This is a genomic window from Comamonas sp. Z1 (assembly GCF_008121555.1).
Lineage (GTDB): Bacteria > Pseudomonadota > Gammaproteobacteria > Burkholderiales > Burkholderiaceae_C > Comamonas > Comamonas thiooxydans.
Window position 1 is genome coordinate 630,438 of the sequence record NZ_VOQT01000001.1, and the last position, 26,862, is coordinate 657,299.

Genomic DNA, 26,862 nt, shown 5'->3' on the forward strand with positions numbered 1-26,862 from the left:
CTTCCGACAGGACGCGGAAAGCAGTTCATCCGATCCTTGAAGTCGGCCTCCGGGAAGACCATGAACCATGAAAAAAGGCTCTGCAGAATGCAGAGCCTTTTGATTGCACTAGCAGTGCCAGGGAATCAACCCAGCCACTTGCGGGCGTTGCGCCAGACGCGCATCCAGGGGCTGAATTCAGACTTGTCGCCCGAGGTCCAGCTCATCTGCACGTTGCGGAACACGCGCTCGGGGTGAGGCATCATCGCGGTGAAACGGCCATCGGCCGTCGTCACTGCTGTCAGGCCACCGGCCGAGCCGTTGGGGTTGAACGGATACTGCTCGGTAGGCTGGCCGTGGTTGTCCACATAACGCATGGCCTTGACCACTTGCTCGGCATTGCCACGGAACTGGAAGTTGGCATAACCCTCGCCATGCGCCACGGCGATGGGCAGGCGGGAGCCGGCCATGCCTTGCAGGAACAGGCTGGGCGACTCCAGCACTTCCACCATGCTCAGACGCGCCTCGAAGCGGTTGCTCTGGTTCTGCGTGAAGCGCGGCCAATCCTGCGCACCGGGAATGATATCGGCCAGCTCGGCGAACATCTGGCAGCCGTTGCACACGCCCAGACCGAAGGTGTCGCTGCGACCGAAGAAGGCCTGGAACTGCTCGGACAGACGGTCGTTGAAAGTGATGGAACGTGCCCAGCCAATGCCCGCACCCAGGGTGTCGCCGTAGCTGAAGCCGCCACAGGCCACCACACCGGCGAAGTCCTTGAGCTGCGCACGACCGGACTGCAGGTCGCTCATGTGCACGTCCACCGCATCAAAGCCGGCTTCGGTGAAGGCGTAGGCCATTTCCACATGGGAGTTCACGCCCTGCTCGCGCAGCACCGCAACGCGGGGCTTGGCAGCCACGTTGATGAAGGGCGCTGCCACGTTCTCCTGAGGGTCGAAGGTCAGATGCACATGCATGCCGGGGTCGGCAGGCTCGCCCGCCGCAGCATGCTCGCTGTCGGCACAAACGGGGTTGTCGCGTTGCTGGGTGATCTTCCAGCTCACGGCATCCCAGACCTGGTGCAGATCGGACAGGCTTGCGCCGAACACCTTGTTCGCATCGCGCCACACCTGCAGCTCGCCCTTGCCGGCGTCCACAGGGGACGAAGCAGGACGGGTCTTGCCGATGACATGGCTGCACTGGATCAGGCCATGTTCGCGCAGCACCTGCAGCACTTCGGCACGGTCCTCGGTCCTGATCTGCAGCACGGCGCCCAGCTCTTCGTTGAACAGCGCGCGCAGGGTCAGGTCTTCGCGACGGCCGGAGACCTGCTTGCCCCAGTTCTTGCCTTCGCCGCTGTCCATGCGGCTGTCGGAGATGCCATCGCCTTCGGTGATCAGCATGTCCACATTCAAGGCCACGCCCACATGGCCGGCAAAGGCCATTTCGGCGGCCGTGGCCAGCAGGCCGCCGTCGCCCCTGTCGTGGTAGGCCAGGATCAGTCCCTTGGCGCGCAGCGCATTCACTGCATCCACCATGGCGATCAGATCCTTGGGCTCGTCCAAATCCGGTACCTCGTTGCCCGACTGATTGAGCACCTGACCGATGATGGAGCCGCCCATGCGCATCTTGCCGCGGCCCAGGTCGATCAGCACCAGGGTGCTGTCTTCCACCTCGGCGTTGAGCTGGGGCGTGAGCGTGGTGCGCACATCGTCGATGGCGGCAAAGCCGGTGATGATCAGGCTCACGGGCGAGGTGACCCTCTTGGTCTGCCCGTTCTCGCTCCACTGGGTGCGCATGGACAGGGAGTCCTTGCCCACGGGAATCGAGATGTTCAGCGCGGGGCACAGTTCCATGCCCACGGCCTTGACGGTGGCGTACAGCGCAGCGTCTTCGCCGGCTTCGCCGCAGGCGGCCATCCAGTTGGCCGACATCTTCACCTTGGACAGCTCGATGGGGGCGGCCAGCATATTGGTGATGGCTTCGGCCACGGCCATGCGGCCCGAGGCGGGTGCGTCGATGGCGGCCAGCGGTGTGCGCTCGCCCATGGCCATGGCTTCACCCTTGAAGCCCTTGTAGTCGGCCAGGGTCACGGCCACGTCGGCCACCGGCACCTGCCAGGGACCGACCATCTGGTCGCGATGGGTCAGGCCACCGACGGCACGGTCACCAATGGTGATCAGGAAACGCTTGGAAGCCACCGTGGGGTGGGCCAGCACTTCGATCACAGCCTTTTCCAGCGGCACGCCGGTCAGGTCCATGGCGGGCAGCTGGCGCTCCACGCTGCTCACATCCTTGTGCACCTTGGGCGGCTTGCCCAGCAGCACGTTCATGGGCATGTCCACGGGAAACTTCTGGTCGCCGGACTCGACCGCCGTGTCCTCCAGCACCAGTTGGCGCTCTTCGGTGGCCGTGCCGATGACGGCAAACGGGCAGCGCTCGCGCTCGCAGAAGGCCGTGAACTGCTCCAGCGATTCGGGGGCAATGGCCAGTACGTAACGCTCCTGCGATTCGTTGGACCAGATTTCCTTGGGCGACAGGCCGGACTCTTCGAGCTTGACGGCTCGCAGGTCAAAGCGTGCACCGCGCCCGGCATCATTGGTCAGCTCGGGGAAGGCATTGGAGATACCACCGGCACCCACGTCGTGGATGGCCAGGATGGGGTTGCCTGCGCCCTGCTGCCAGCAATGATTGATGACTTCCTGCGCACGGCGCTCGATCTCGGGATTGCCGCGCTGCACCGAGTCGAAGTCCAGTTCTGCTGCATTGGTGCCCGAAGCCATGGAGCTTGCCGCACCGCCACCCATGCCGATGCGCATGCCGGGACCGCCCAGCTGGATCAGCAGCGTGCCCGCCGGGAACTCGATCTTCTTGGTGAGTTCGGAATCGATGACGCCCAGGCCGCCGGCGATCATGATGGGCTTGTGGTAGCCGCGTGTGATATCGCCGACCTGCTGCTCGTACTCGCGGAAATAGCCGGTCAGATTGGGGCGACCGAACTCGTTGTTGAACGCCGCGCCACCCAGAGGGCCTTCGATCATGATCTGCAGCGGGCTGGCGATGTGCTCGGGCTTGCCCACTTCGCTGCCCCAGAGCTTGGAGACGGTGAAGCCGGTCAGGCCGGCCTTGGGCTTGGAGCCACGGCCGGTTGCGCCTTCGTCACGGATTTCGCCGCCGTTGCCGGTCGAGGCGCCGGGGAAGGGCGAAATCGCCGTGGGGTGGTTATGTGTTTCCACCTTCATCAGCACATGGTTGGTAGCCGCCTGCTTCTGGTAGCTGGGCGCGCTGACTGCGTCTGCCTTGGCATCGAACTTGGCGACAAATCGCTCGACCTCGTGGCCTTCCATGATGGAAGCGTTGTCGGCATAGGCCACCACGGTGTGCTGGGGCGAGCAGGCTTCGGTGTTGCGGATCATGCCGAACAGCGACTTTTCCTGCTCCACGCCATCGATGGTGAACTTGGCGTTGAAGATCTTGTGGCGGCAGTGCTCGGAGTTGGCCTGCGCGAACATCATCAGCTCCACATCCGTGGGATTGCGCTTGAGATCGTTGAAGGCGTTGACCAGATACTCGATCTCGTCTTCGGCCAAGGCCAGGCCCCATTGCTTGTTCGCGGTTTCCAGCGCTGCGCGGCCACCGCCCAGCACATCCACAAACTCCATGGGTTGTGCCGCCAGGGTGGTGAACAGCTGCTCGGCTTCAGCACGTGTCGCAAACACGGACTCGGTCATGCGGTCGTGCAGCAAGGCGGCAATCTGAGCCGTCTGCTGCGGCGAGAGCTCGGGCTTGCCGCCCAGCAGGCCTGACTTCACGTCCACGCGATACTCGGTCATGCGTTCCACACGGAACACATTCAGGCCGCAGTTGCGCGCGATATCGGTGGCCTTGGAGGCCCAGGGAGAGATAGTGCCCAGGCGGGGTGTGACGATGAAGGCCAGGCCTTCAGCATTGCCCGTATAGGGGTCACCATAAGTCAAGAGCGCCGACAGGCGCTCTTGCAATGCGGACGCAACTGCGCCCTCGGTGGCTACCAGGTGCACAAAGCGTGCAGATACGCCGGTGATCTTGGGGTGGATGGCGACCAGATCGGTCAGAAGCTGTTGGGCGCGGAACGAGCTCAGGGCGTTTCCACCCTCAAACTGTGTCAGATGCAATGTCACGTGGCGGCCTGTTTATGTGAAGGCTGTTGAAAAGCGTCCTGGTCAATCCCCTGCCTGAGAGGACCTGGCCAAAGCGCTGAATTCGGTGAGCCTCGGATTTTACCGTGCCTCGGGGTTAGTCCGAATGCTCACACCCACAAGCCCTGCATGTTCAAGCGCGCAATGGGATAATTGCGGCCATGAGCATCACACTGAAGACTCCCGAAGACATCGAGCGCATGCGCATTGCAGGCCGCTTTGCTTCGGATGTGCTGGACTACATCACCCCCCACATCAAGCCCGGCATCACCACCCAGCAGATCGACGATCTGTGCGCCAAGCGCATGGCCGAGCAAGGCACCAAGACGGCCTGCCTGGGCTATCAGCCCCCAGGCATGACGCCCTACCCGGCCTATGTCTGCACCTCGGTCAACCATGTGGTGTGCCACGGCATCCCCAACGACAAGCCTTTGAAGAAGGGCGATATCGTCAATGTCGACGTGACCATCATCACCGAAGACGGCTGGTTCGGCGACAACAGCCGCATGTTCATCATTGGTGAAGGCACGATTGCCGCCAAGCGTCTGTCCAAGCTGACCTTCGAGGCCATGTGGAAGGGCATCGCCCAGGTCAAGCCCGGTGCCACGCTGGGCGATATCGGCCATGCCATCCAGACCTATGCGGAGAGCAACAACCTGTCCGTGGTGCGTGAATACTGCGGCCACGGCATCGGCAAGGTGTTCCACGACGAGCCCCAGGTGCTGCACTACGGCCGCCCCGGCGAAGGCGTGGTGCTGGAAGAAGGCATGGTCTTCACCATCGAGCCCATGCTGAATCTGGGCAAGCGCGACATCAAGGCCATGCCCGACGGCTGGACCGTGGTCACCAAGGATCGCAGCCTGACCGCCCAGTGGGAGCTGATGCTGGCCGTCACCAAGACCGGCTATGACGTGCTGACCTGGTCCGATGGCTCGCCCACCCCGCCCGACTTCATCACGGCCATCCGCACCTGAGCGCATTGCTGCCGCTGACCTGCATGCCGCATCTGGCCAAAGCCGGATGCGGCATATTTTTTGCTTGTAGACCTTGTGCTGCAAGCGCCATGCGCTCATCTTTTTGCCATCACAGGCCTCAAGCCCAAGTCAGTTGGGTTAAGGTGACGCTCAAGCACTTGCCCTGTTGAAACGCTTTTTTCTACTGCGCATGACCTCCTCTGCCCACTCCTACGCCAACTCTGCCGACGTCTCCGACCTCTCCTCGCTACAGGGCCTGCGCGAGCAATACCGCGAGGCCAAGGCCCGGCAAATGGACTTGCTGCGCAACCCCACGCTGGGCAGACGCAGCGTGCGCGGAGTGCTGCACCATTTCAGTGAACTGGCCGATGGTCTGCTGCGCACCCTCTGGCAACGCGCACAGATGCCGCAAGGCGCGGCCCTGCTGGCCGTCGGCGGCTATGGGCGCGCCCAGCTCTTTCCCTACTCGGACATCGATGTGCTGGTGCTGCTGCCCCAAAGCAGTGCACAGCCGGCTGCAGCACTGGCGGCCAGCATCGAACGGTTCATCAGCAGTTGCTGGGATGCAGGCCTTGAAATCGGCTCCAGCGTGCGCAGCATCGCCGAATGCCTGCAGGAGGCTGCGCAGGACCTGACGGTGCAGACCGCCATGCTGGAGTCACGCCGCATCACCGGCAGCAAGGCCTTGTTTGCCGACTTCGAACAGGAGTTCCGCGCGCAGCTCGATCCCAAGGCCTTTGTCGAAGGCAAGCTGCTGGAAATGCGCCAGCGCCACGCCAAATACGACTTCACGCCCTATTCGCTCGAGCCCAACTGCAAGGAATCGCCCGGCGGGCTGCGCGATCTGCACACCATGCTCTGGCTGGCCAAGGCCGCTGGCTTCGGCAACAGCTGGCATGAGCTGGCCGAGCAAGACCTGATCACCCATTTCGAGGTCCAGCAGCTCGAATCCAATGAATCCCTGCTCAGCCTGATCCGTGCACGCCTGCATGCCGTTGCCGGCCGCCATGAGGATCGGCTGGTCTTTGACCTGCAGACTGCCGTGGCCGAAGCCTTCGGCTACCGCTCCACCACGCCGGAGGGCCGCAAGCTGGCCATGCGCGCTGGCGAGACCCTGATGCGCCACTATTACTGGGCCGCCAAGGCGGTGACCCAGCTGTGCCAGATCGTGCGCATGAGCATCGAAGAGCGCCTGAACCCCGGCTCGCACGAGCTGATTCAGCTCAATGATCGCTTCTGTGAGAAGGCCGGCACCATCGAGGTGGTCAGCGACGATCTGTACGAGCGCGATCCGCATGCCATTCTCGAAACCTTTCTCATGTATGAGCAGCATGAGGGGCTGACAGGTCTGTCGACACGCACGCTGCGTGCGCTGTATGCCAGCCGCGACGTGATGGACAGCGCCTTCCGTCGCGACCCGGTCAATCGCGCCACCTTCATGAAAATCCTGCAGCAGCCGCGCGGCATCACCCATGCCATCCGGCTGATGAATCAGACCTCGGTACTGGGCCGCTATCTCTGGCCCTTCCGCCGCATCGTGGGACAGATGCAGCACGATCTGTTCCACGTCTACACCGTGGACCAGCACATACTGATGGTGCTGCGCAATGTGCGGCGCTTCTTCATGGCCGAGCATGCCCATGAGTATCCGTTCTGCTCCCAGCTCGCCGCAGGCTGGGACAAGCCCTGGATTCTGTATCTGGCTGCCATCTTCCACGATATCGGCAAGGGCCGAGGCGGCGATCACTCCGTGATCGGCGCCGTCGAAGTCAAGCGTTTTTGCCGCGCCCACCAGATCGACAAGGCCGATGCGGAGCTGGTCGAGTTTCTGGTACGCGAGCACCTGACCATGAGCCAGGTGGCCCAGAAGCAGGACTTGTCCGACCCCGATGTGATTCGTGCCTTTGCCGAACGCGTTGGCAACGAGCGCAAGCTCACTGCCTTGTACCTGCTGACGGTGGCCGACATTCGCGGCACCAGCCCCAAGGTCTGGAGTGCCTGGAAAGGCAAGCTGCTGGAAGACACCTACCGCCTGACCCTGCGTGTGCTAGGTGGTCGCGCCCCGGATGCCGCCGCCGAAATCGAAGCCCGCAAGCGTGAGGCGCTGGTGCAACTGGCCCTGTCTGCCCAACCCTTTGAGTCCCACAAGAAGCTCTGGGAGACACTGGATGTGAGCTACTTCATGCGCCATGAAGCGGCCGACATCGCCTGGCATACCCGCCATCTCTCGCGCCATGTGGGCCTTGGCAAGCCCGTGGTGCGCGCCCGGCGCTCGCTGGCCGGCGAAGGCCTGCAAGTGCTGGTCTATGCACCCGACCAGCCCGATCTGTTTGCCCGCATCTGCAGCTACTTCGACCGGGCCGGATTTTCCATTCTCGATGCGCGCGTGCACACGGCCAACAACGATTACGCGCTGGACACCTTCCAGGTCGTCGCCCCCACCATGCAGGAGCAATATCGCGAGCTCATGCACATGGTGGAAAGCGATCTGACGCAGACACTGCTGCGGGGCGGCCCGCTGCCCACACCCTCGCAAAGACGGCTGTCGCGCCGCGTCAAAAGCTTTCCATTCGCCCCGCGCGTCATCCTGCGCCCCGATGAAAAAGCCCAGCACTGGCTGCTGTCCATCTCCGCATCAGACCGCGCCGGCCTGCTCTACATCATTGCCCGCATTTTGGCCCAGCACCATATCAGCGTGCACCTGGCAAAGATCAGCACCCTGGGCGAGCGCGTGGAAGACAGCTTCCTCATCGAAGGCCCTGAGCTGCAGGACAACAACAGCCAGTTGCGCATGGAGACCGAGCTGCTCAAGGCCCTGGCCCAGCCCGGTTGAACCAGGCCCGGCAATTCGGGCTTTAGTTTGATGATTCGCTGCCGATAAGCAGTCACCACTACTACGGAAAGCCCATGCAGCTCGCCTCCAATGAAGTTGCGGCATCGCCGCCCACCACACGCAGTGGCCTGTTTCATATGCCGTTGTTTCGCCCCGGCACCGAGGTCACTCAGAATGGCCGACGCGAAATCGTCAGCCATGTCATCTTGCGCAGACGCGAACTGATGGTCTACCTCCGAGGTCACGACGACCCGGTCAAACCCGATCGCCTGAGTCTTGCCCCCACGGTGTTCACCACCGAACGCCGGCCTGAACCACTGACTTGGTTTCTTTGATCCCTCGAAACAAGAAAGCCGCTGACGCCCATGGCATCAGCGGCTTTTTCTATGGAACCCGGCTATCAGCCCAGCTTGGCCTGTGCATTGGCCATGATCTGGCCCAGTTGCACCGGCGCCGCCGGCTGCCACTGCGGATTGAACTGCAGGCCTGCAGCCTGAGGAAACAGCATGACCACCGTGGAGCCGAGCTGAAAGCGGCCCATCTCCTCGCCTCTAGCCAGCGTCACCGCTTCGGCACCTTCGTAATTCCAGGTCTTGATATGGCCTGGACGCGGAGGATTGATCAGGCCATGCCACACCGTTGCCATGCTGCCCACTATCGTCGCTCCCACCAGCACCAGCACGAAGGGCCCATGATCGGTATCGAACACGCAGACCACGCGCTCGTTGCGCGCAAACAAGCCGGGTACGCCACGTGCGGTAACCGGGTTCACCGAGAACAGATCCCCTGGCACATAGGTCATGCTGCGCAGCTTGCCGGCACAGGGCATATGAATGCGGTGATAGTCGCGCGGGCTCAGATAGATCGTGGCAAAGCTGCCGTTATCGAACTGGCGCGCCAGAGCCGCATCCCCTCCCACCAGGGCAGTCGCACTGTATTGATGCCCCTTGGCTTGAAAGATCTGCTCGCCTTCTATCCTGCCGAACTGACTGATCGCACCATCTACCGGGCAAATCCAGTCCGCCTGCGCCAGAGGACGAACACCGTCCTTGAGCGCACGTGTAAAAAAGGCATTGAAGGTCTTGTAGGCAGCAGGATCGGGATTGGCCGCTTCGGCCATGTTCACCTGGTAGCGCTGGATAAAGCGACGAATGACTGCCGTCGTCAATCCGCCGGCCTCGGCTTGCGCCAGTTTTCCCATCAGCGCGGTCAGCGCCTGCTTGGGCAAGAAATATTGGGAAAGTACGGCGAGTCGATCAGACACAATGGAATTTTGCTATCAAAGTTATAGAGCTGTCGAACAGGATTCTAGCCAAGACCACGGCAGCGGCGGCTGTCTTTGGGGGCTACAGGCGTTTTACCCCATCCAGGCCACCGCCCAGGCGCGATATCTCAATGATGCAAGCGTCATGACAAAGACCCATGCCCCCGTCTCATCGCTGCGACGCTTTACCCCTTTATGAGGGCATAAGCGAAGGCGAGACGCTACAATTCCAATGTTTAGCTGAATGCTGTTTCACAGCACGGCTTGATTGGATATCGGCCTTTTGTTCGGTCTGCGCAAACAGCGCAGCGCCCTTGCCACATTGAGGCCTGAGCAGTTGTTCTGCTCAGGCCTTTTCCGTGGCGATGACGAGCAAGCGCCGCAACTGACCTTTTCTAAGAGATTGAACAAATGGCCAAGGAAGAACTGATTGAAATGCAAGGTTCCGTGACGGAAGTCCTGCCTGACTCGCGTTTTCGCGTCACGCTGGACAACGGTCACCAACTGATTGCCTACACCGGCGGCAAGATGCGCAAGCACCACATCCGCATTCTGGCTGGCGACAAGGTGTCGCTGGAAATGTCGCCCTATGATCTGACCAAGGGCCGTATTACCTTCCGCCACCTGGCCAACCGTGGCCCGGCCCCCACGACACCTCGTTCAAAATAAATAGCGCCTCATCATCAAAAATTCGCCACTTTCAAAAGATGCGCAATTTTTTGTAGTTAGAATAGAGGCTTCGGAGCGTAGCGCAGCCTGGTAGCGCATCTGCTTTGGGAGCAGAGGGTCGCGAGTTCGAATCCCGCCGCTCCGACCAAATGACAAGGGGTTAGATCGAAAGATCTAACCCCTTTTGTCTGTCTAGGCTTCTCGACCTTGCCGGCTTATACGCGCCATCATATTTATTTGCGGCTTGGCAGACTAAGAACCGCCTTAACCCTCTTTGAGGCCGGCACGAAGCATCGATGCTTTGCGCCCTCATGGCAAGAAGGCTGACGCCTCCCTCCTAATTCGAGCTTGCACTCCTTCGGCCCAAAGTGACACATGCAAGAGCTCTCCGTGAGCGATGAAGCAGCCCGCATCATCCGCGCGACATGCCACCCGGGCGAGGCCTTGGCTGGCTTAAGGGAATAAGAAAAGCCGTCGAGGCAGAACCAGGGCCGCAGCAACCAGCTTTCGGTAGGCAGAAGACAAAAGAAAAAGCCCCGGCTGCTACGGCCAGGGCTTTGGAATTGGCGCCAGGGGTTAAGCCATCTTTCAGTGCTACAACCTGAACCTAGCGATGCGTATCTTGCTCTCGAAATATGACAGACAGATGGCAAAAAGCCCTGACCGTTTCCGGCCAGGGCTTTATTGGTTGCGAGGGCCGGATTTGAACCAACGACCTTCGGGTTATGAGCCCGACGAGCTACCAGACTGCTCCACCTCGCGATATTCCGCGTCGGGGGCCGACCACCATTCCTAGGCGCCTGCATGATTTCCCCGACACTTGTATTGTAGCACATATGTATAAATCTACAGCATGAATAGATATTCAGTAATGAATCCCCTCGGGAAGCAACACAAAAGTCAGTTGGCCAACCTAGCGGACTTTGCTCGTTAGAGCTCGTGCAGCTTACTTTTTGGTCGTTTCTTGAATCGCTTCTTTCAGATCACCTATCTTCTTCTGAGCGGTGCCTTCAACCTGCGTTGCGATCCCCTGGCTTCTTGCTCAGGACTGTCTATGTGTTCACCAAGCCTCTCCTGAATCCTGCCTGCCACATCCTTCAACGTGCCCTTGACTTGATCAGTATTCATGACACCCTCCTTATGAACAAAGCCGCGAAATGCGGCTTGAGTCAAAGTTAAGCGCTAGTGAGGCCTACGGCCGCGGGACCTGCCAGGGCATCCATGTGATGCAAACCCTTGCGCGCTATCAATTGCTCACAACGGCAAACGCAAAACAAAGGCGCCCGCTGATCATGCTTGAAACTATGGTCACGCCGCTGGCTACCCCAGGCAGCCTGGGCATACGCCTCAGTATTGCGATGAATGGCCGCTATCGGGGCGTTACTTATCAAGATACGTCAGCAGCATCCGAAATATCGACCAGAGGGAACGCAAACCGTGGATTCGACATCATGCCAGCCCTGACCAGACGCCAGCGCACAGAGTTCAAGTGCTCACTCTTCAGGACATAGGCTGCAAACAGCACGTGATGGAGCTTCATGGACGCGGCTTGTAGCACAAGCTGAGCCTGTCTAGCACCCAGTCCGGAATTGAAGGCAATGGCTCATCTTCTTGCCGCAGAGGCTGGTACCGCTCCTCGGCACTGACACCTCGCAGCCTCTTCCAACCGCCCTGAACCCAGCGCCCGCATCTATCCGGCAACTCTTGGTGCCATTCAGTTTCATGCCTCCAGGCATCGATCCTCTCTTTTTATAGTCCTGAGAATTACACGGTTATTTGCAAACGATTCTCAATTGCATTTATGATTCATCCCATGGTGCAGCGAGTCGCTGTACCGCCTCTTCATCGTGGGGCGCTGACAAGCATGGGCTTGCAGCGTTTTAGCTAGCCAGCGGCCCTCTCCTATTAGCCAAGCCTTTTTTCCACGATCGAGCCAATCAAGTCGTCAGCCACAGCAGCACGGCCAAATACCGTTGCGCAATCACAAGCCTGTCTCCCGGCTGGAGCACCGGCCAGAGCTTCTCGACTGCGCCATCACGCACCGCATGTGGCTGGCAGAGTCCTGCACCAGATTGACGGCAAGCATCCAGCAAAACCCGGCCATCACCGCTACTGATCCACCGCCCTGCGTTGCGGCAACGATCCCGAAGAGGATGAAAACCCATGGCTAAACCACTTGGCACGATCGCGCTTGCTGCCCGCTCCTCCGCTGCCGCGATACCCTGAGCCACTGACCCGGCTTGGGCGGATACCCCCTTCCGCAACTTCATTCCTCTCTGGCAGCGCGATCCGAATCGCTGCACGCGCCGCCTTTCCTGTCCGGGCAGACAGCCAGTGACTGGACGACAGGACCGTGCAATGCCTGCCTGAGAATCTGTAAGCACACCTCACGACTTACATTCCTGTCAACGAACTGACACAGTCAAACGTTAAAAAGAAACACATCAGCTTCCATCCACCCTGCAAGGAGTAGCCATGACCTACCTGTACGCCGCCTATCCCGAACTCAAAGCGACGAATCAAGAGATCATGACGCCAATGCCTGACCCCCACTCTCCCGAAGAGGTTCTGCGGATACTGTCCCAGACCCCACCCGAAGGCGAGTACAGCGCCGACGCTTTCTAACGGTTTCCAGATAAACCAAGCCACCCGAAGGTGGCTTTTTTGTTTGCGTTTCAGGTCTAGCGCCGACCGTTCCCACGCCCGCCGTGGTGCTTATGCCCACCTCCATGACCACCTGACCGATGGCCATGATGCTTGTGGCCGTGCGGATGCCCGTAGTACCCATCATGGTGACGGTGCCCATAACCATGCCCGTGATGTGCATAGCAGCCAGACAAGAACAGCGCAAATGCCGAGACTCCAAGTAACTTTTTCATAGCAATAAGTCTAGGTTATTCAATTGCTTACGGGTATTCGATGTGTAAGCAAGTGAAGCTCCTACCATGCCTAGCCAGCCTTGAACTGGCTGTTGTTTCTGTAGCCTCATGTGGCCTCGAATTTAGTGAACCCCAACAGCCCACAGCCCCTCTTTCCAGGACCAGGATGGCTGCGATACGAGCCCTGGGATGAGGCTCAAGCGTCAGAAGTGCCTTGTCACCAAGGCCGATACCGCGCCGCTTGCGCGTCTCGGGTATCAAGCCCTGGAAGCAGGAGGACACAAAGCATGCCCAAGAGCGGCGTTGCCAGATAGTTCAAAAGACTCGAGCCAACTGATATGGCCAACGCATTCACCCGTCGGGTGGCCAGACGCAAGAAAGTTAACTCATCAGATATGAGAGCCCCATAGAGCTTCGACCTCTCCATACACAAAAAGCAAAAGGCGAGAGGCATGCCCGGCCAAATTGCAATCGCCAAATATTTTTAAAATTCGAGTGTCTGTAAACAGGGTTTACCCTTGTTTTCCATATCATCATTACGTGAAAAATAGAACGAAGATTCATTCTATTTTTACAATGCAAAAAGAAACTTGGACATTCTTTCCAAATTCCGGCTCCCGCCATATTCAAACACTTAGTGTGGCTCTGAGGCTTTTTGTAAGAAATGGCTTCTTTAACACTTCAATCCAAGAGTTATGCACCGAGGCCGGGGTTTCTATCGGATATTTCTACAACCACTTCACTGATAAAGAAGGCATTGCCAGGGAGCTTTATCGACACCTGCTCTCCCGCATGAATGTGCTGCTGGATGTCATAGAAGCGCAGCACGCAAGCAGCCGCGAACGCTGTGAAGCCGTACTGCGCATGCTGTTCGCCTTGGCTGAAACCGAGCCTGATGCAATGGGTTTTGTGGTCAACGCACGCCACCGCGAGTTTCTGCCAGAGGAGCAAGCGATCTGTTCCGCTTCCGCATTTGTCCGTATGCGCGGCTTTGTGTTCTCCGGCATGAAAGACGGCGAGATGCGCCCAATGGAACCCATGGTTGCCGCCAGTTTGATGTATGGCAGTGCCATCCGCATTATCTGCCTGCGCCTTGACGGATTGGTGGACACACCGCTCGAACAACTCTTTGACTCCTTGTGGGAAGGAGTATGGCGCTCACTTCGGCCCGATTGAATTTGGTTTCACGAACCGACACCTGTCAGGTGCCGGCCATTTTTCGACTGAATGTTAAGAGGAGTAGCAGGATGGCACATCACATATTGATCATTGGCGGCGGCATTGGCGGAACCATGACGGCCAATCATCTGGTCATCAAGTTATATCCGGAATTGCTAAGCGGCAAGGTGCGCATCACCATGCTCTCCAATTCTCCTTGGCACTATTACAAGCCAGCCTTTATGTATGTGGCTTTCAATGCATTCTTCCGGGATGAACTGAGACGTAAACAACGCGGGCTGCTGAGGTCTGAAATCGACTTTCAAGTCGAGGAAGTGGAGAGCTTTGATTTTTCGGCTCAATCAGTCCAATGCAAAAGCGGAAAACGCTTTAACTACGACCACCTTGTGATATCCACGGGCTGCGTTCCTTCCCCAGAGCGCATTGCCGGCTTGGCCGAGGGCGGCGACCATTTCTACCAGCATGGGCCTGCCCGCAAATTGGCCGACAAGCTGACTCGCATCGAGAAGGGTCGAATATTCATCACCGTGACCTTCCCCAAGACCCCGAACGTCCCCCACCAGTGCGGCATCGCACCGATCGAGACGACTCTGATGCTCGACGATCTGTTGCGCCGCCGCGGAGTGAGAGACAAAGTGGAGATCATCTATACCTACCCCACGGTATCGCAATTGCTGCGCAACTGCCTGTTCCTTCAGAGGGACACCTGCGAGATCCTCCCCACGGTGTTCGAGCAACGCGGTATACGTTATCAGCGCGGATTCACGTTGTCGCACGTGGACCCCGACGCAAAGATCGCCTATTCGGAAGAGGGCGAATCAGAAGACTTCGACATTCTCATGGCCACCCCCCCCATTCGCGCAGTACAGGCCGTACGCGATAGCGGTATGTCCCAGGCACAAGATGGCGAAGGTTGGCTCCCCACCGACCACGAGACGATGCAAATGCTAGGCACCTCGAATGTCTACGTGCTCGGCGACACCGTGGATCTTCCTGTCAGCAAGGCCGGTGGCTCCTGCCACAGCCAGTCACCTGTTGTCGTCAACAACATCGCATCGCAAATCCGCTTCGACCGTACTTGCGATGCATACGACGGCCGAGTTGTGGCCATCGCGCAGATGGGACTCGATGACGGAATGCCTCTTTGGTATGACTACAAAGTAGATGTCAAGCCAACGCCTCCCACCAAGATCGGCGGAATGATGCGCAAGGGCTTCAATCGAGGCCTGTACTGGGCGGTAGCACGCGCCCTGGTCTAAGCCAGCTTCATGGATGTACACAAGGAGATTCGAGATGAATAGCACTACCGATATTCCGATGGCCGAGCACGAATCTGCCATGAAACTCAGTGCAGGCCTGCTGAACGACGATGCCGCTCTTCAGGGTTTGGCCGAACTCATGAGCAAACTCGAGCCTCTATTGGCAGGGCGCCGCCTGAACCGTGTCGTAGACATGCTTTCCGCGGCTGCCGATGCGGTCGATATGAGCGATGCGTACATGGTCGAAAAGCTGGCCAGAGCTTTTGAAGAAAGCGTATCTGCAGCATGGTCAGCCGGAAACGCGGCCCGCATGGCCGCAGCCCGCATGGAGCGACTCGAGACAACACCTACTTTAATTGGCCTTCTTCGCATGGCGGGTGAGCCAGATGTGCGCCGTGGGTTGGCGTTCCTGCTATCCATGGCTGGAGCATTGGGCCGGCAACATGCCTATGACCCTATCGACTACACAGCGGACTGAAGGCAAGTCCTTAGCAGTTCTGGCCCCAGCCCCTCCGCCGCAGCCGGTCTTTCTTTTCTGGAGATGCAATCAATCTATGAGGCTTTGCCTCCTGAATAGTTGTGCCGCCTGTGCAACGCCAAGCCTTCCCCCGCCGAATCCCTTGGACAGATCAGCCAGGCACTGGCAGAGCACTTTGCACCATCAGTTGCAGTCGTGAAGCAGATGAGCCAAAAACCTTTGCATTCAAGCCGCCATGTCCACCGATTTCATTCGCCGAGGTACTGCCACACATTTACAAATCCACCACGGATGACGAGCGAGCGCCCCTCGGGCCGCAGGAAAGGATGGCTGGCACGGCGCTGCGCTTGCCGTAGTGATGCCGCACACCGTCTGCTGGCGGGGCAGCCGCAGCTCTGCCCTGACAGCACTTGAAGGTGCGCGCCGCTGACTGCATGCAGGTAGCGCAATGCAAAAGCCCGACCACTGTCACTAGGCTTTCAAGCACCGGGCAGCCTGTTTAGCGAGAAAGTAGAGCCTCAAAACAGTCTGCGCTCGCTGCATAGCAACGAGCTGCAAAAACAAAAATGCCCCACAAGCAAACCTGTGGGGCATTTTATAAACTGGGGTGGCTGATGGGACTCGAACCCACGACAACAGGAATCACAATCCTGGACTCTACCAACTGAGCTACAGCCACCGTAGAAGTCTCTATTCTACTTCAGAATTTGAGCCATCAAATCAAAATTGAGAGCAATAAACACTGAACTAGCAACGATTCAAGGCAAACACCTCTCATCAAATAAAAACGCTCTGCGCTGCAGAGCGTTTTTGAAATTCTGGGGTGGCTGATGGGACTCGAACCCACGACAACAGGAATCACAATCCTGGACTCTACCAACTGAGCTACAGCCACCGTAGAAGCATCTATTGTAATGCATAAATCAGGCCGAAAATAAACTCATGCCTGATTTAAATGCCTTACTGAGGACGCGGCACCTTGATCTGGACCTTGAAGGTCTTCTTCAACTGTTCATAGTAGGCCATGACTTCAGCCATGGAAGACCACTGCGTGAACTGCGCCTTTTGCTGCTCCAGCACCTGAGCATCTTGCGCAGGACGCTGAGCAATGCGATTGACCTTGATCACGGCATAACCTGCATTGCCAAGGTCGACACCCTCCCATGCAGGCAGGGCATTCGTGGGGGCGCGCAATGCCGCATCCAGCACTTCACGCGGCAGGTCCCTGGCTTGATCGCGACCCACCTCGACAGCCGCAGGCAGTTGAGCTGCTTCAGGCTTGGCTTTCCATTCGGCCATCTTGGCCTTGCCTTCCTGCTTGGCCAGCTCTGCGGACTGGTGCGCCACATATAGCTGCTTGAGTTTCTCACCCACTTCATCCATGGACTGGGTGTGCGCAGGAGCATAGCTCAGCACACGACCAGCCACCAGGTTGCTGGGGGCCAGCTCCACTGCGTCGGTATTGCGCTTGTTCTCCAGAGAGTCTGCGGAGAACAATGCCTCAAGGAAACGCTTGTTGGCCAGAGGACCTTGCGCATCAGGGGCTGGCTCACGCGTCACGTTCTCGACCTTGTGAATGCTCAGCTTGAACTTCTCGGCCACAGGCTTGAGGCTTTCGGACTGCTCGTAAACGGCGTTGGAGAAGGCTTCGGCCGCCTCTGCAAACTTGCGCTGAGCCTGTTGTTGCTTGAGATCTGCTTCCAGCTTGAGGCGCATTTCCTCGAACGAGGGCACCTTGGGCTGCTTGATGCCGGTCAGCTCGATGATGTGAAAGCCAAAGTCAGACTCGACCACATCGCTGATGTCGCCCTGCTTCATCTTGAAAACGGCTTCTTCAAATGGCTTGACCATGGCCTCGCGGCCAAAGTAACCCAGATCACCGCCATTGGCAGCAGAGCCGGGATCCTGCGAGTTGGCCTTGGCTACCTGGGCAAAGCTCTTGGGATCTTTGCGCACCTGGGCCAGCAATTGCTCAGCCTTGGCCTTGGCTTTTTCACGCTCGGCAGCCGGAAGATCCTTGGCCGCATTGATCAGGATATGGCTGGCACGACGCTCTTCGGGACCAGCAAGACGGGCGGCATTTTCCTTGTAATAGGTGCGCAGGTCGTCTTCGCTCAGAACAATGCCTTGTTGTACAGCGGCCAGATCCAATTGGACATATTCCACCGTTGCTGCCTCGGGCTGTTTGAACTGGTTGGTGTGTGCTTCATAGAAAGCCTTGAGCTCGGCCTCCGTGGGCTGGACCTTGCCTGCAAAGGCACGGGCATCAAACCGGGCAACTTGAATTTCTCGGCGCTGATACAGGGCGTCCATAGCCTGCTGCAACTGCGCGGCAGTCGTGAAGCTTGTCGAAGAGACGGAACCCAGTACCTGATTGAGTGCCAGTTCCCGACGCAGATTGGCTTCAAACCCTTCGGGAGTCATGCCCTGCGAACCGACCAGAGCCTTGTAGGCTTCTGCATCCAGCGAGCCATCGGGTTTTTGCAAGGACGCAATCGCGGGGATTTCGCGCAAGGTACGCACCAACTGTGCATCGGGCGTTGTCAGGTGCATCTTGGCGGCAGCAGCTGCCAGCACGCGATCACGCACCAGCTTCTCCAGCGTGGCATAGCGCGCCTCTGGCGAGTCGAGCAGCTTGGCATCCATGGTCGGATTCTGCGCACGCAGGCGGTCGCTTTCAGCCCTGTGAGCGTTGTCCCAGTCCTGCTGGGTGATGTCATGCCCATCCACGCGGGCCACAGTCTGGCTGGACTCGGTGAAGTAGTTCTGGTTGACTCCGACAAAAATGAAAGAGGGAATGATCAGCAAGAACAACAAGATCATCACGAACTTGGAATGCTTGCGGATGGATTCGAACATGGTCAATCTTTCTGCGGCAGCAAAAATAAAGGCGAACTTGCGTTCGCCTCATTAACAATGGTGAAAGCCGTGCGACCCGCTTGCGCCACCGACCGGGCCTCTACAGGGCACTGATGCTCTACAGAACTGCCATCCAACCTCCACCAACAGGGTTAGGCTAATCCTGTCCATTCTAACTGCCAGCTTTTCCATTGCCGCTGTCTAGCCAGGGCATCTTGCATAGAAATACCCCGAACAACCGTCACTTCCAGTAGCAATAGACGCCAAAACTCAAAGAAGGCTTTGAGCTCTCCAAGCCTTCTTTGCGCTGTAGGGGCGGGTACTGAATGTCTCGAACCGCCTAGCCACTCTGCGCGAAGGCTTATATCTTCATCAATATCCGCAACTTGCAGTGGTCTCCAGCTTTCCTTCCCAGCCACACTCGAGGATGACGCACATGCACATGCACATGCACATGCACATGCACACGCACACGCACACGACTGCTGCTGCATGCGCTGTTTGACGCCCGGTCCAGGCACCGGAAACTGCTTGCAGATCCCCTGATCCAATACCGTCCGGCGTCCTCCTTGACCTCGTCGTCGGCATCTCAAGGACGACACCCTGACAACCCGATGCGAAGGGCTGGCTTCGACAACGTGATCCTGCGCAGTCTCTACGACACGTTCTCCCAGCAACTACCCTGGGAATGGTTCTTTGACCGCGACATGCGAGCCATCCTCGACCTTCATCCCGCAGCAAAAGCTGTGGGCGGCTTTGTGGACGTAAAGCACTACGCCCTGCATGAAGCAAGCCATGAGGCCAAGCAACTGGCAAAGTCACTCACCTTGCTCCAAAGCCTGATTGCCAAGGGGACCTGTGAAATGGCCGCATACCCGCACCCTAGCCCTCGCGCTTCTGATAGCCCGCCCCTGAAATAAAGCCACTGATCGCGCTGACCCTCTTTGGCTTCTTCTGCCTGATTGGCGTGCCCGTGGTGAACGCCAAGACGCCAGATGCCTGGCCGATGTGAGTGCGATCGACTCAATTGAGATAGCTGCTTGCGCTTTACAGACAAGCGCTACGAAGCGAAACCATGAAAAATCTCGTTGCAGGACTGATCCTGACCGCCGCCATCTGCATGGGCCGACCAGCACTCCCGCACAAGCAGATGAGCCAATCTTTCCCAGCATCCGGCCCGGGAAGCTGGATGAGGCAAGGCAGGCCCATGAGCGGCTTTGCCAGATGGCACAGAAGGCAGACGACAAGCCACCAAAGCCCTTCGGCAAAGCCTCATGGCTTCGCACTGCAGTACGCAGCAAGCCAGCCGTACATCCTTCAAAAGGGCGCCCAGCAATGCAAGGAGCTGACCATAGAAGCAGGCTGGCATTCAGATTCAGGAGATTAAAAAGATCACTGCATAAGCTTCAAAAATCGCACGGAAGCTACATGCCAGCGATGAATGCGAATCAATAACTTGGAACGATTTTCATTCATGGAAGAAAGTCTTGGCATTGACAATTTTTGACTGATTTACCACTCCAAACAAGAAGCAGGCTGACATGGATGAGGGAGGACGCACGCTGTAATAAATTGTGACGCCAATAGCGGAACACATTTACGGTGCAAGTAGATTGTCGCTTTGCGCTCAAGGAACAGGCGTTACCGCTCTTCGATCGAGGAGGCTCTGGTCATATGTTCGCGAATAACGACCTCTTGGTTCTGACGCCACCTTTGGCGATCTTTGTTCTGGCAGTCATATTGGTCGCTGCCTGGCTCGCCCAACGATCTCAGCGCTTTCTGCTCTGGCAATCTTGCGCCTATTCACTCACTGCACTGCCTCTCGCAGCTCAAACCTTGATGCCCCTGGAGGAGCTCACTCGCTACGCACCCCTGCTTGGCAGTTTCTACCTGCTGAGCGCTTGGTGCCTTGCGAAAAGTTGGGCAGAGAGATGGCGTGTATCGGCCCAGCCACTTGTAGCGCTACTGATTGCCGGTATCACGTTAGCTGCGCTGTATTACTTTAGCCGGATCAGCCCCAACGTCTGGGCACGAGTGAACTCCTTCAGTGTTGGTTCAGGCCTTGTTTTATTGCTACCTATCCTCCAGGTCTATTCAAGGAAGAGCTCATTTGACTGGCTCGACAAGTCACTGCTCTGGCTGAGCATGATTTTCACAGCCTACACTCTTACTCGACCCATGATTATTTCGCTGCTGGGATACCCGGATCCGCGGTCATTTCCAAGATCGCCGTATTGGCTCTTGACACTGGTGAGCATATTGAACTTCGCGATACTCTTTACCGTGGTCATGACCGTCATTGCCGCAAAGGAAACCGTTGGCAAACTACAGAAAGAACGTGACCTTGATACTTTGACCCAGATATTGAATCGCAGATCCTTCCATGAATATGCCCTGAAGATTTTAACCGACATGAGGCTCTATCCCATGGCGGTGCTGGCCTGTGATATAGACCACTTCAAACGAATCAACGATACCTGGGGTCATGAATATGGCGATAAGGTGCTGCAGCTTGTCTCCGCGACTCTGCAAAACCATGTACGAGAGCGCGACCTCGTCGCACGGTTCGGTGGTGAAGAGTTTGTGATTCTGTTGATCGACATCGCACTGCGAGATGCAGAAGAAATTGCTCAACGCATCCGACAAGACCTCCGGTCGAATAAAGACCTTCTTCTCTCTGGCACAAAATTGACCATGAGCTTTGGGATTTCATCGATCACCGATCCGTCCCAGCTGGACCATGCCTTGAGAGAAGCCGATCAGCTTCTTTATCAGGCAAAAAATGCTGGACGTGATCAAGTGCATGTATCGGGAGTGAGTTATCCAGATATCTCTATCGAGAGCACTCATCCCAGCCTCGACCCATAGTTGCAAGATGACCTGCCGCAGCGCTTTATGAAAACCCTGTAGCGGGAGCTTTCCCAGCCGCCACTGAGCGGACTTTTGGCGTTCTGGGGAGCAATGCTCAAGAACATGATCATCTAGTGCATTGCCATCGACTGGCAGGGCGATCTACAGGTGCAGGAGGATGTACCCCGCAACAGACTTTCTTTGCCGACTGCGGCTCCACACAGGAACGTTCGGAGGTCGCCCATCCTTGCAACCGCTTGGCGGTCAAAGCCAGGAAGCCAGCATCACTTCAATATTCGAGCGTATTTTTTCAAGCGTCTCCTTGAAGCGCTTGCCCTCCTCGGCCAGCTGCTCACAATCGGACTCTTGCTTGCTCTTTAGGGCCGCGAGATGCAGATCCAACTTAGCGCGCTGCCTCATGGCTTGATCCAAAAGCCCTTCAGCTTCCACTTGATCGGCTGCGTTCGCACTCATTTTCTGTGCACGCTTCATCAACACATCGATATGAACCAAGTCCGCTTCAGACTCGCGGATGTGTCTTTCAGCCATCTGTTCTATCGTTTCCATGGCGACCTCCTAGCTAGGGACCGTCGCGTGAAGAGTCCTGCCAAATTGGTTGATATTCCGATCCTCTCGGAACACCCCATCAAATCAGCCATCCCCTCGCAGTTGCCCCAATCTATAAGGTACCGCATCTGCTCAGCCCGCAACAAGTGAGCGCTACCAAACACCATGAGCCCAATGAACAAAACCGCTGGACTGGAATCTTCAGCACCAGCAATCTCCAACTTTTCAAGCTGAACAGCCAGCCACCAAGCAGGCTCGTTTTCTGGAGCTCATGCTTACACCTCAATTCGAGCGGGCACTGCCTGCCAAGCTGATGATTGGCCTGTTGATCGGTGCCTGTGATGCCTGCACAGGCATTGGGCCGCTCCATTGACACAGGGATCAACCATGACCCCGACGCAATCGGCGCACACGATGCCAACACCGCCCCCCCGAAGACCTGCCACTATCGCGCGGACATTCGGGAGATATGCCGCGCGAAGCTACAGGCGGGTAGCCGTAGACCTGCTGAACGTACCCGGCCCAAGGGCGAGCGCGAGGTAACCGCAGACATAGTGCTGCGCATGCTCATGCAGCGCGAGCGCTATAGCGTCCAAGACTTCCCGCCGAGCTACATCATCGATCACCCGGCTGCAGACTAGCCTTCCACAAAAACGGCCCGGGAGCGAGCGGCCGGAAACAGCATCAACCCTCTGGCTGATCGTGGCCGGGAACAGCAACGAAGCGAGCCCGCACAAACAACCAAATGAGCAGACTCCTAGCAGTCCTATCCAAGTCCCAGTCTTTAAGGCCGTGGATTTGGATTCGCAGGAGATGGCTCAGGCCTCGGCACTGCTGCTCCAGGATCTGGCTGTGGTCGCTGTATTCCCTCCATTGCCGGCGGCCGCGTTTCCAGTTCAGGCTTTGGTGCTTTGTCATCGCAGGCGCTCAGCGCGCCAGCGGTCACCAGCAACGCGATAGCAGATAGAGATTTCATGATTGGCCTCCTGTCATCGAACACATGAGCATGCTAGGCCGAGCAGTTACGCGAAATGGAGCCAATTTTGCAAAACTCACACCCTGAGACACTCATCAGCATTCGCTCTGATTTCACCTTATTTATGCCCGTCCGATGAGCGAGACACCAATCTAGAAAGCTCCAGAGACACTTGAAAAACAGGTATGAGAGCGAGAGCGTAAGAAGCCCGAAAAGATGTAACCCAGGCCCGCCGCCGCGAGCTTTTCTCAAGCGGCCATGAGCTCTCCTGCCGGGCGCCACGCCAGGCTCAAGCAGCTTGGTAAGCAACGATTTTCGGTTGGTAGAGGCGACTTGTGGCGGCTATTCGGGTTGGTAGAGAGGGCAAAGAAAAAGGGCTTAGATCGCTCTAAGCCCTTGATTTCTTTAGTTTTTTAGTGGTGGGTCCTGACGGTCTCGAACCGCCGACCTACTCCGTGTAAAGGAGCCGCTCTACCAACTGAGCTAAGGACCCACTAAAACTGGGTGTCAGTTCAGAGCATCTTTCAATGCTTTGCCCGGACGGAATTTAGGCACCTTGGCCGCTTTGATCTTGATGGAATCGCCGGTGCGAGGATTACGACCGGTGCGAGCTGCACGCTTGCCAACAGCAAATGTGCCAAAACCAACAAGCGATACTGTACCACCTTTTTTCAGTGTTTTCTTCACTGCGTCGATCGTGGAGTCCAGTGCACGCGCAGCTGCGGCCTTGGAAATATCGGCGTTGTTAGCGATGTGCTCAATCAGTTCGGTTTTATTCACAAGATGCCTCTCGAGAAATAAGTGAATGGAATGTCTCTGCAAACGCAGACCTTGCGTAGCAAGAAACCAGTCGCGATAAAGACGGAAGCCAGCCTATCAGTTTCTGCGTATGGGCAAGCCCATTTCAACCTGAAGCCGCTGACATTTTTGACGCCAACTCGCGCTGCGCATTCCAGCGACAGAACCAGATTCTATGCGGTTTTTGAGCGGGTTCGGCCATCCACAGCGGCTTTTTTCAAGCTTCTTCCGTGTCGGCTTCACCGATTGACAACAATTGACAAAATCTGCAGTCCGATCAAGTCATGCGATGCGCTGCCGCAAAGTCTTTTTGCTGCTCCGAAAGCAGCCCGCCAGATAGCAAAAAGCGCTTGATGAACAAGCGCTTTCAGAGAGCTCCACTTCGGATTTCAGAGCCTGGCACGAATTTCGGGCAATGCCTTTTGCAGGTAGTAGACCATGGACCAGACGGTCAGCACCGCCGCAATCCAGATCAGCCACTGTCCCCAGACACCGGTATCGATCACTCCGAACGCCACTCCGTCATAGAGCAGAAAGGGGATGGCCACCATCTGGGCCATGGTCTTGGCCTTGCCGATCATGTGTACGGCCACGCTCTTGCTGGCACCGATCTGAGCCATCCATTCACGCAGCGCCGAGATGGCAATCTCGCGACCGATGATGATGAGGGCCACGAACACATCGGCGCGTTGCAGATGAACCAGTACCAGCAGCGATGCACAGACCAGGAATTTGTCGGCAACGGGATCTAGAAAAGCACCGAATGCCGATGTCTGATTGAGCTTGCGCGCAAGATAACCATCGAACCAGTCGGTGGCGGCAAACACGATGAACATCACGGTGGCGATGAGATTGCGGGTCGCCTGATCCAGCGGCGCGTAAAACACCCCCACGATGAGCGGAATCGCCACGATCCGCGTAAGGGTCAGCACAGTAGGGATGGTGAAGAACATGGGTGTCATTGTGTCACGAGCACGCAGCGCCAGCGCGGATTCGCGCTCGCGCAGCCGGCATCAATGCAGTGCCTTGTAGATTTCTTCGGCCAGCGTTGCGGAAATGCCCTCCACAGTCATCAGATCATCCACGCTGGCATCGGCCACGCCGCGCACGCCGCCAAAACGCTGCAGCAATCGCGCCCGTTTCTTGGGCCCCACGCCGGCAATGTCTTCCAGACTGCTGCTGCCTGTTCGCACCTTGGCGCGAGCCGCGCGCATGCCGGTGATGGCGAAGCGGTGCGCCTCGTCGCGAATCTGCGCCACCAGCATCAGCGCCGCCGAGTCATGACCCAGGTAGACCTTGTCGCGCCCGTCGGCAAACACCAGCTCTTCGAGGCCGACCTTGCGGCCCTCGCCCTTTTCCACGCCCACGATGCGCGACAGATCGAGGCCCAGCTCCGTGAACACCTCGCGCGCCATGCTGACCTGGCCCTTGCCGCCGTCGACCAGCACCAGATCCGGCAGATGCGGCTGCTTGCCGGTCAGCTCGGCGCCGCCCGCCTCGCGCTGCGCCTCGGCCACGGGCTTGTAGCGACGAGTGAGAACCTGACGCATGGCCGCATAGTCGTCGCCACCGGTGATGCCTTCGATATTGAAACGGCGGTAATCGCTGCTCTGCATCTTGTGGTGATGGAACACCACGCAGGACCCCTTGGTGCTTTCGCCGCTGGTGTGCGAGATATCGAAGCATTCGATGGTCAGCTCTTCGAGATTCTCGACCGGCAGATCCAGCGCCTCGGCCAGGGCGCGCGTGCGCGCCTGTTGCGAGCCTTCTTCGGCCAGCAGACGGGCCAGCTGGATGTCGGCATTTTTCTGTGCCATCTCCAGCCAGATGCGGCGCTGCTCGCGCGGCTGCTGGACCACGGTGATGCGCACGCCGGTCTGCTCGGTCAGCAGTTCCACCAGCCGCTTCTCCACGGGATGGCTGACGACAAGCGTGGGCGGCACGGCCACGCCGACATAGTGCTGGGCAATGAAGGCCTCCAGCACCAGCTCCTCCACGGGCCGTGCCTCGGCCGCGGCGTCCACCTCTTCCTCACTGGAGTAGACCGATGCGGCATCGCCCAGATTCGCCGGAAAATAAGGCCTGTCGCCCAGGTGGCGGCCGCCGCGCACCATGGCCAGGTTGACGCAGGCGCGGCCGCCCTGCACTCGCACGGCCAGGATGTCCACATCCTTGTCGTCCGTGGTTTCGATCGCCTGCTGGTGCAGCACGCGCGACAGGGCCGTGAGCTGGTTGCGCACCTCGGCCGCCTGCTCGAACTCCAGCTTGTCGGAGTGCGCCATCATGCGCGCTTCAAGCTGCTGCAGCAGCTCGCTGGTTTCGCCGCGCAGCATGGCCTCGGCATTGCGCACATCCAGCGCATAGGCCTCGGGCGATATCAGATCCACGCAGGGGCCGGTGCAGCGCTTGATCTGATAAAGCAGACAGGGGCGACTGCGGTTGGCGAACACCGTGTCCTCGCAGGTGCGCAGCCTAAAGACTTTCTGCAGCAGCTGAATGCTTTCCTTGACCGCCCAGGCACTGGGATAGGGGCCGAAATAGCGGTGCTTCTTGTCCACGGCACCACGGTAGTAGGCGATGCGCGGGAACTCCTGAAACGCAGGTTCGCCCTCCTTGCCGTCACGATGCGCCACACCGGTGATCTTGAGATAGGGATAGCTTTTGTCGTCCCTGAACAGGATGTTGTACTTGGGATACAGCGTCTTGATGAGGTTGTTTTCCAGCAGCAGCGCCTCGGCTTCTGAGCGCACCACCGTGGTCTCCAGCCTCGCGATCTTGCTGACCATATGGCCTATGCGCGTGCCGCCATGGTCCTTCTGGAAATAGCTGGAAACGCGGCGCTTGAGGTTGATGGCCTTGCCTACATAGAGCAGGACACCGGCCGCATCGAAATAGCGATAGACGCCCGGCAATGGCGGCAGCGCGGCCACCTGGGCCAGCAGTTCGGCGGAATGCGTGGAAGACATGGGCGCTATTGTCTGCGCATGTGGACGAATCCGGCAGCAAGCGGCTCAAACGCCAGGCCAGCGTTCTGTCTATCAATAAAAGGAGCTTCCAGCGCTTGATGAGATTGAATTTCAGATACTTTTCAATCTGAGATCCTTATCAGTCAAGCGGTAGAAG

19 protein-coding genes, 5 tRNA genes and 1 pseudogene are annotated in these 26,862 nt (G+C 58.0%); 13 read left to right on the forward strand and 12 right to left on the reverse strand.

What is annotated here, in order from left to right; all coding sequences use genetic code 11:
- Positions 1–125: 125 nt before the first annotated feature.
- A complete protein-coding gene (gene purL / locus FSY45_RS02790) occupies positions 126–4,136 on the reverse strand; it encodes a phosphoribosylformylglycinamidine synthase (protein WP_046460709.1) in 4,011 nt (1,336 codons plus the stop codon).
- A 179-nt stretch (positions 4,137–4,315) separates the two neighbouring features.
- On the opposite strand from purL, the gene map reads away from it, so the two are divergent.
- The 3 genes from map (at position 4,316) to FSY45_RS02805 (ending at position 8,296) form a co-directional block, all read left to right on the forward strand.
- Positions 4,316–5,128, forward strand: a complete 813-nt coding sequence (gene map / locus FSY45_RS02795) for a type I methionyl aminopeptidase (RefSeq protein WP_034351652.1) — start codon at positions 4,316–4,318, stop codon at positions 5,126–5,128.
- 190 nt (positions 5,129–5,318) lie between these two features.
- Complete coding sequence (locus FSY45_RS02800) at positions 5,319–7,961, forward strand: [protein-PII] uridylyltransferase (protein WP_046460707.1); 2,643 nt, start codon at positions 5,319–5,321, stop codon at positions 7,959–7,961.
- A gap of 74 nt (positions 7,962–8,035) precedes the next feature.
- The gene (locus FSY45_RS02805) at positions 8,036–8,296 is read left to right on the forward strand and encodes a hypothetical protein (protein WP_003056528.1); all 261 of its coding nucleotides are present in this window, start codon (positions 8,036–8,038) and stop codon (positions 8,294–8,296) included.
- A 65-nt stretch (positions 8,297–8,361) separates the two neighbouring features.
- On the opposite strand, the gene asd is transcribed toward FSY45_RS02805, so the two are convergent.
- On the reverse strand, positions 8,362–9,225 hold the full coding sequence (gene asd, locus FSY45_RS02810) for an archaetidylserine decarboxylase (protein WP_003066437.1): 864 nt from the start codon (positions 9,223–9,225) through the stop codon (positions 8,362–8,364).
- Positions 9,226–9,636: 411 nt separating this feature from the next.
- On the opposite strand from asd, the gene infA reads away from it, so the two are divergent.
- Together infA and FSY45_RS02820 are read left to right on the forward strand one after the other, a co-directional pair.
- A complete protein-coding gene (infA, locus tag FSY45_RS02815; RefSeq protein WP_003056533.1) occupies positions 9,637–9,894 on the forward strand; it encodes a translation initiation factor IF-1 in 258 nt (85 codons plus the stop codon).
- A 71-nt stretch (positions 9,895–9,965) separates the two neighbouring features.
- A tRNA-Pro gene (locus FSY45_RS02820) sits at positions 9,966–10,042 on the forward strand.
- Between the two features lie 537 nt (positions 10,043–10,579).
- Here the strand turns inward: FSY45_RS02820 and FSY45_RS02825 are convergent.
- A tRNA-Met gene (locus FSY45_RS02825) sits at positions 10,580–10,656 on the reverse strand.
- A gap of 184 nt (positions 10,657–10,840) precedes the next feature.
- Positions 10,841–11,022: pseudogene (locus FSY45_RS28150) on the reverse strand (CsbD family protein).
- A 1,347-nt stretch (positions 11,023–12,369) separates the two neighbouring features.
- Between FSY45_RS28150 and FSY45_RS27745 the strand changes: the two are divergent.
- The 4 genes from FSY45_RS27745 (at position 12,370) to FSY45_RS02845 (ending at position 15,689) form a co-directional block, all read left to right on the forward strand.
- The gene (locus FSY45_RS27745) at positions 12,370–12,519 is read left to right on the forward strand and encodes a hypothetical protein (protein WP_003066434.1); all 150 of its coding nucleotides are present in this window, start codon (positions 12,370–12,372) and stop codon (positions 12,517–12,519) included.
- A gap of 794 nt (positions 12,520–13,313) precedes the next feature.
- Complete coding sequence (locus FSY45_RS02835; RefSeq protein ID WP_223305634.1) at positions 13,314–13,949, forward strand: TetR/AcrR family transcriptional regulator; 636 nt, start codon at positions 13,314–13,316, stop codon at positions 13,947–13,949.
- A gap of 71 nt (positions 13,950–14,020) precedes the next feature.
- The gene (locus tag FSY45_RS02840; protein WP_148747904.1) at positions 14,021–15,211 is read left to right on the forward strand and encodes an FAD/NAD(P)-binding oxidoreductase; all 1,191 of its coding nucleotides are present in this window, start codon (positions 14,021–14,023) and stop codon (positions 15,209–15,211) included.
- Positions 15,212–15,245: 34 nt separating this feature from the next.
- Positions 15,246–15,689, forward strand: a complete 444-nt coding sequence (locus FSY45_RS02845; protein WP_039048426.1) for a DUF1641 domain-containing protein — start codon at positions 15,246–15,248, stop codon at positions 15,687–15,689.
- A gap of 603 nt (positions 15,690–16,292) precedes the next feature.
- Here FSY45_RS02845 and FSY45_RS02850 read toward each other — a convergent pair.
- From FSY45_RS02850 to FSY45_RS02860, 3 genes are all read right to left on the reverse strand, one after another.
- Positions 16,293–16,368, reverse strand: a tRNA-His gene (locus FSY45_RS02850).
- Between the two features lie 140 nt (positions 16,369–16,508).
- A tRNA-His gene (locus FSY45_RS02855) sits at positions 16,509–16,584 on the reverse strand.
- Positions 16,585–16,649: 65 nt separating this feature from the next.
- On the reverse strand, positions 16,650–18,548 hold the full coding sequence (locus FSY45_RS02860) for a SurA N-terminal domain-containing protein (RefSeq protein WP_046460703.1): 1,899 nt from the start codon (positions 18,546–18,548) through the stop codon (positions 16,650–16,652).
- Positions 18,549–19,117: 569 nt separating this feature from the next.
- On the opposite strand from FSY45_RS02860, the gene FSY45_RS02865 reads away from it, so the two are divergent.
- The 3 genes from FSY45_RS02865 to FSY45_RS02875 all read left to right on the forward strand — a co-directional run bounded on the left by FSY45_RS02865 (position 19,118) and on the right by FSY45_RS02875 (position 21,416).
- Positions 19,118–19,468: a 3'-5' exoribonuclease domain-containing protein gene (locus FSY45_RS02865; protein WP_131667119.1), complete on the forward strand. Its 351-nt coding sequence runs from the start codon at positions 19,118–19,120 to the stop codon at positions 19,466–19,468.
- Positions 19,469–19,623: 155 nt separating this feature from the next.
- Positions 19,624–19,935: a hypothetical protein gene (locus FSY45_RS02870; RefSeq protein ID WP_223305633.1), complete on the forward strand. Its 312-nt coding sequence runs from the start codon at positions 19,624–19,626 to the stop codon at positions 19,933–19,935.
- A gap of 287 nt (positions 19,936–20,222) precedes the next feature.
- Positions 20,223–21,416: a diguanylate cyclase gene (locus FSY45_RS02875; RefSeq protein WP_003066422.1), complete on the forward strand. Its 1,194-nt coding sequence runs from the start codon at positions 20,223–20,225 to the stop codon at positions 21,414–21,416.
- 246 nt (positions 21,417–21,662) lie between these two features.
- Here the strand turns inward: FSY45_RS02875 and FSY45_RS02880 are convergent, their stop codons facing one another.
- Positions 21,663–21,965 (reverse strand): hypothetical protein, encoded by a 303-nt coding sequence (locus tag FSY45_RS02880; protein ID WP_046460702.1) that lies wholly within the window; start codon positions 21,963–21,965, stop codon positions 21,663–21,665.
- A 338-nt stretch (positions 21,966–22,303) separates the two neighbouring features.
- Here FSY45_RS02880 and FSY45_RS02885 point away from each other — a divergent pair, with 338 nt between their 5' ends.
- Complete coding sequence (locus tag FSY45_RS02885; protein ID WP_131667118.1) at positions 22,304–22,606, forward strand: hypothetical protein; 303 nt, start codon at positions 22,304–22,306, stop codon at positions 22,604–22,606.
- A gap of 752 nt (positions 22,607–23,358) precedes the next feature.
- Here FSY45_RS02885 and FSY45_RS02890 read toward each other — a convergent pair.
- The 4 genes from FSY45_RS02890 to uvrC all read right to left on the reverse strand — a co-directional run bounded on the left by FSY45_RS02890 (position 23,359) and on the right by uvrC (position 26,705).
- Positions 23,359–23,434 (reverse strand) — tRNA-Val (locus FSY45_RS02890).
- A gap of 14 nt (positions 23,435–23,448) precedes the next feature.
- Entirely contained in the window at positions 23,449–23,721 is a 273-nt protein-coding gene (locus FSY45_RS02895; protein WP_003056615.1) for an HU family DNA-binding protein, read from the reverse strand.
- 407 nt (positions 23,722–24,128) lie between these two features.
- Entirely contained in the window at positions 24,129–24,692 is a 564-nt protein-coding gene (pgsA, locus tag FSY45_RS02900; protein WP_003066269.1) for a CDP-diacylglycerol--glycerol-3-phosphate 3-phosphatidyltransferase, read from the reverse strand.
- A gap of 60 nt (positions 24,693–24,752) precedes the next feature.
- Positions 24,753–26,705 (reverse strand): excinuclease ABC subunit UvrC, encoded by a 1,953-nt coding sequence (gene uvrC, locus FSY45_RS02905; RefSeq protein WP_046460700.1) that lies wholly within the window; start codon positions 26,703–26,705, stop codon positions 24,753–24,755.
- Between the last annotated feature and the right edge of the window lie 157 nt (positions 26,706–26,862).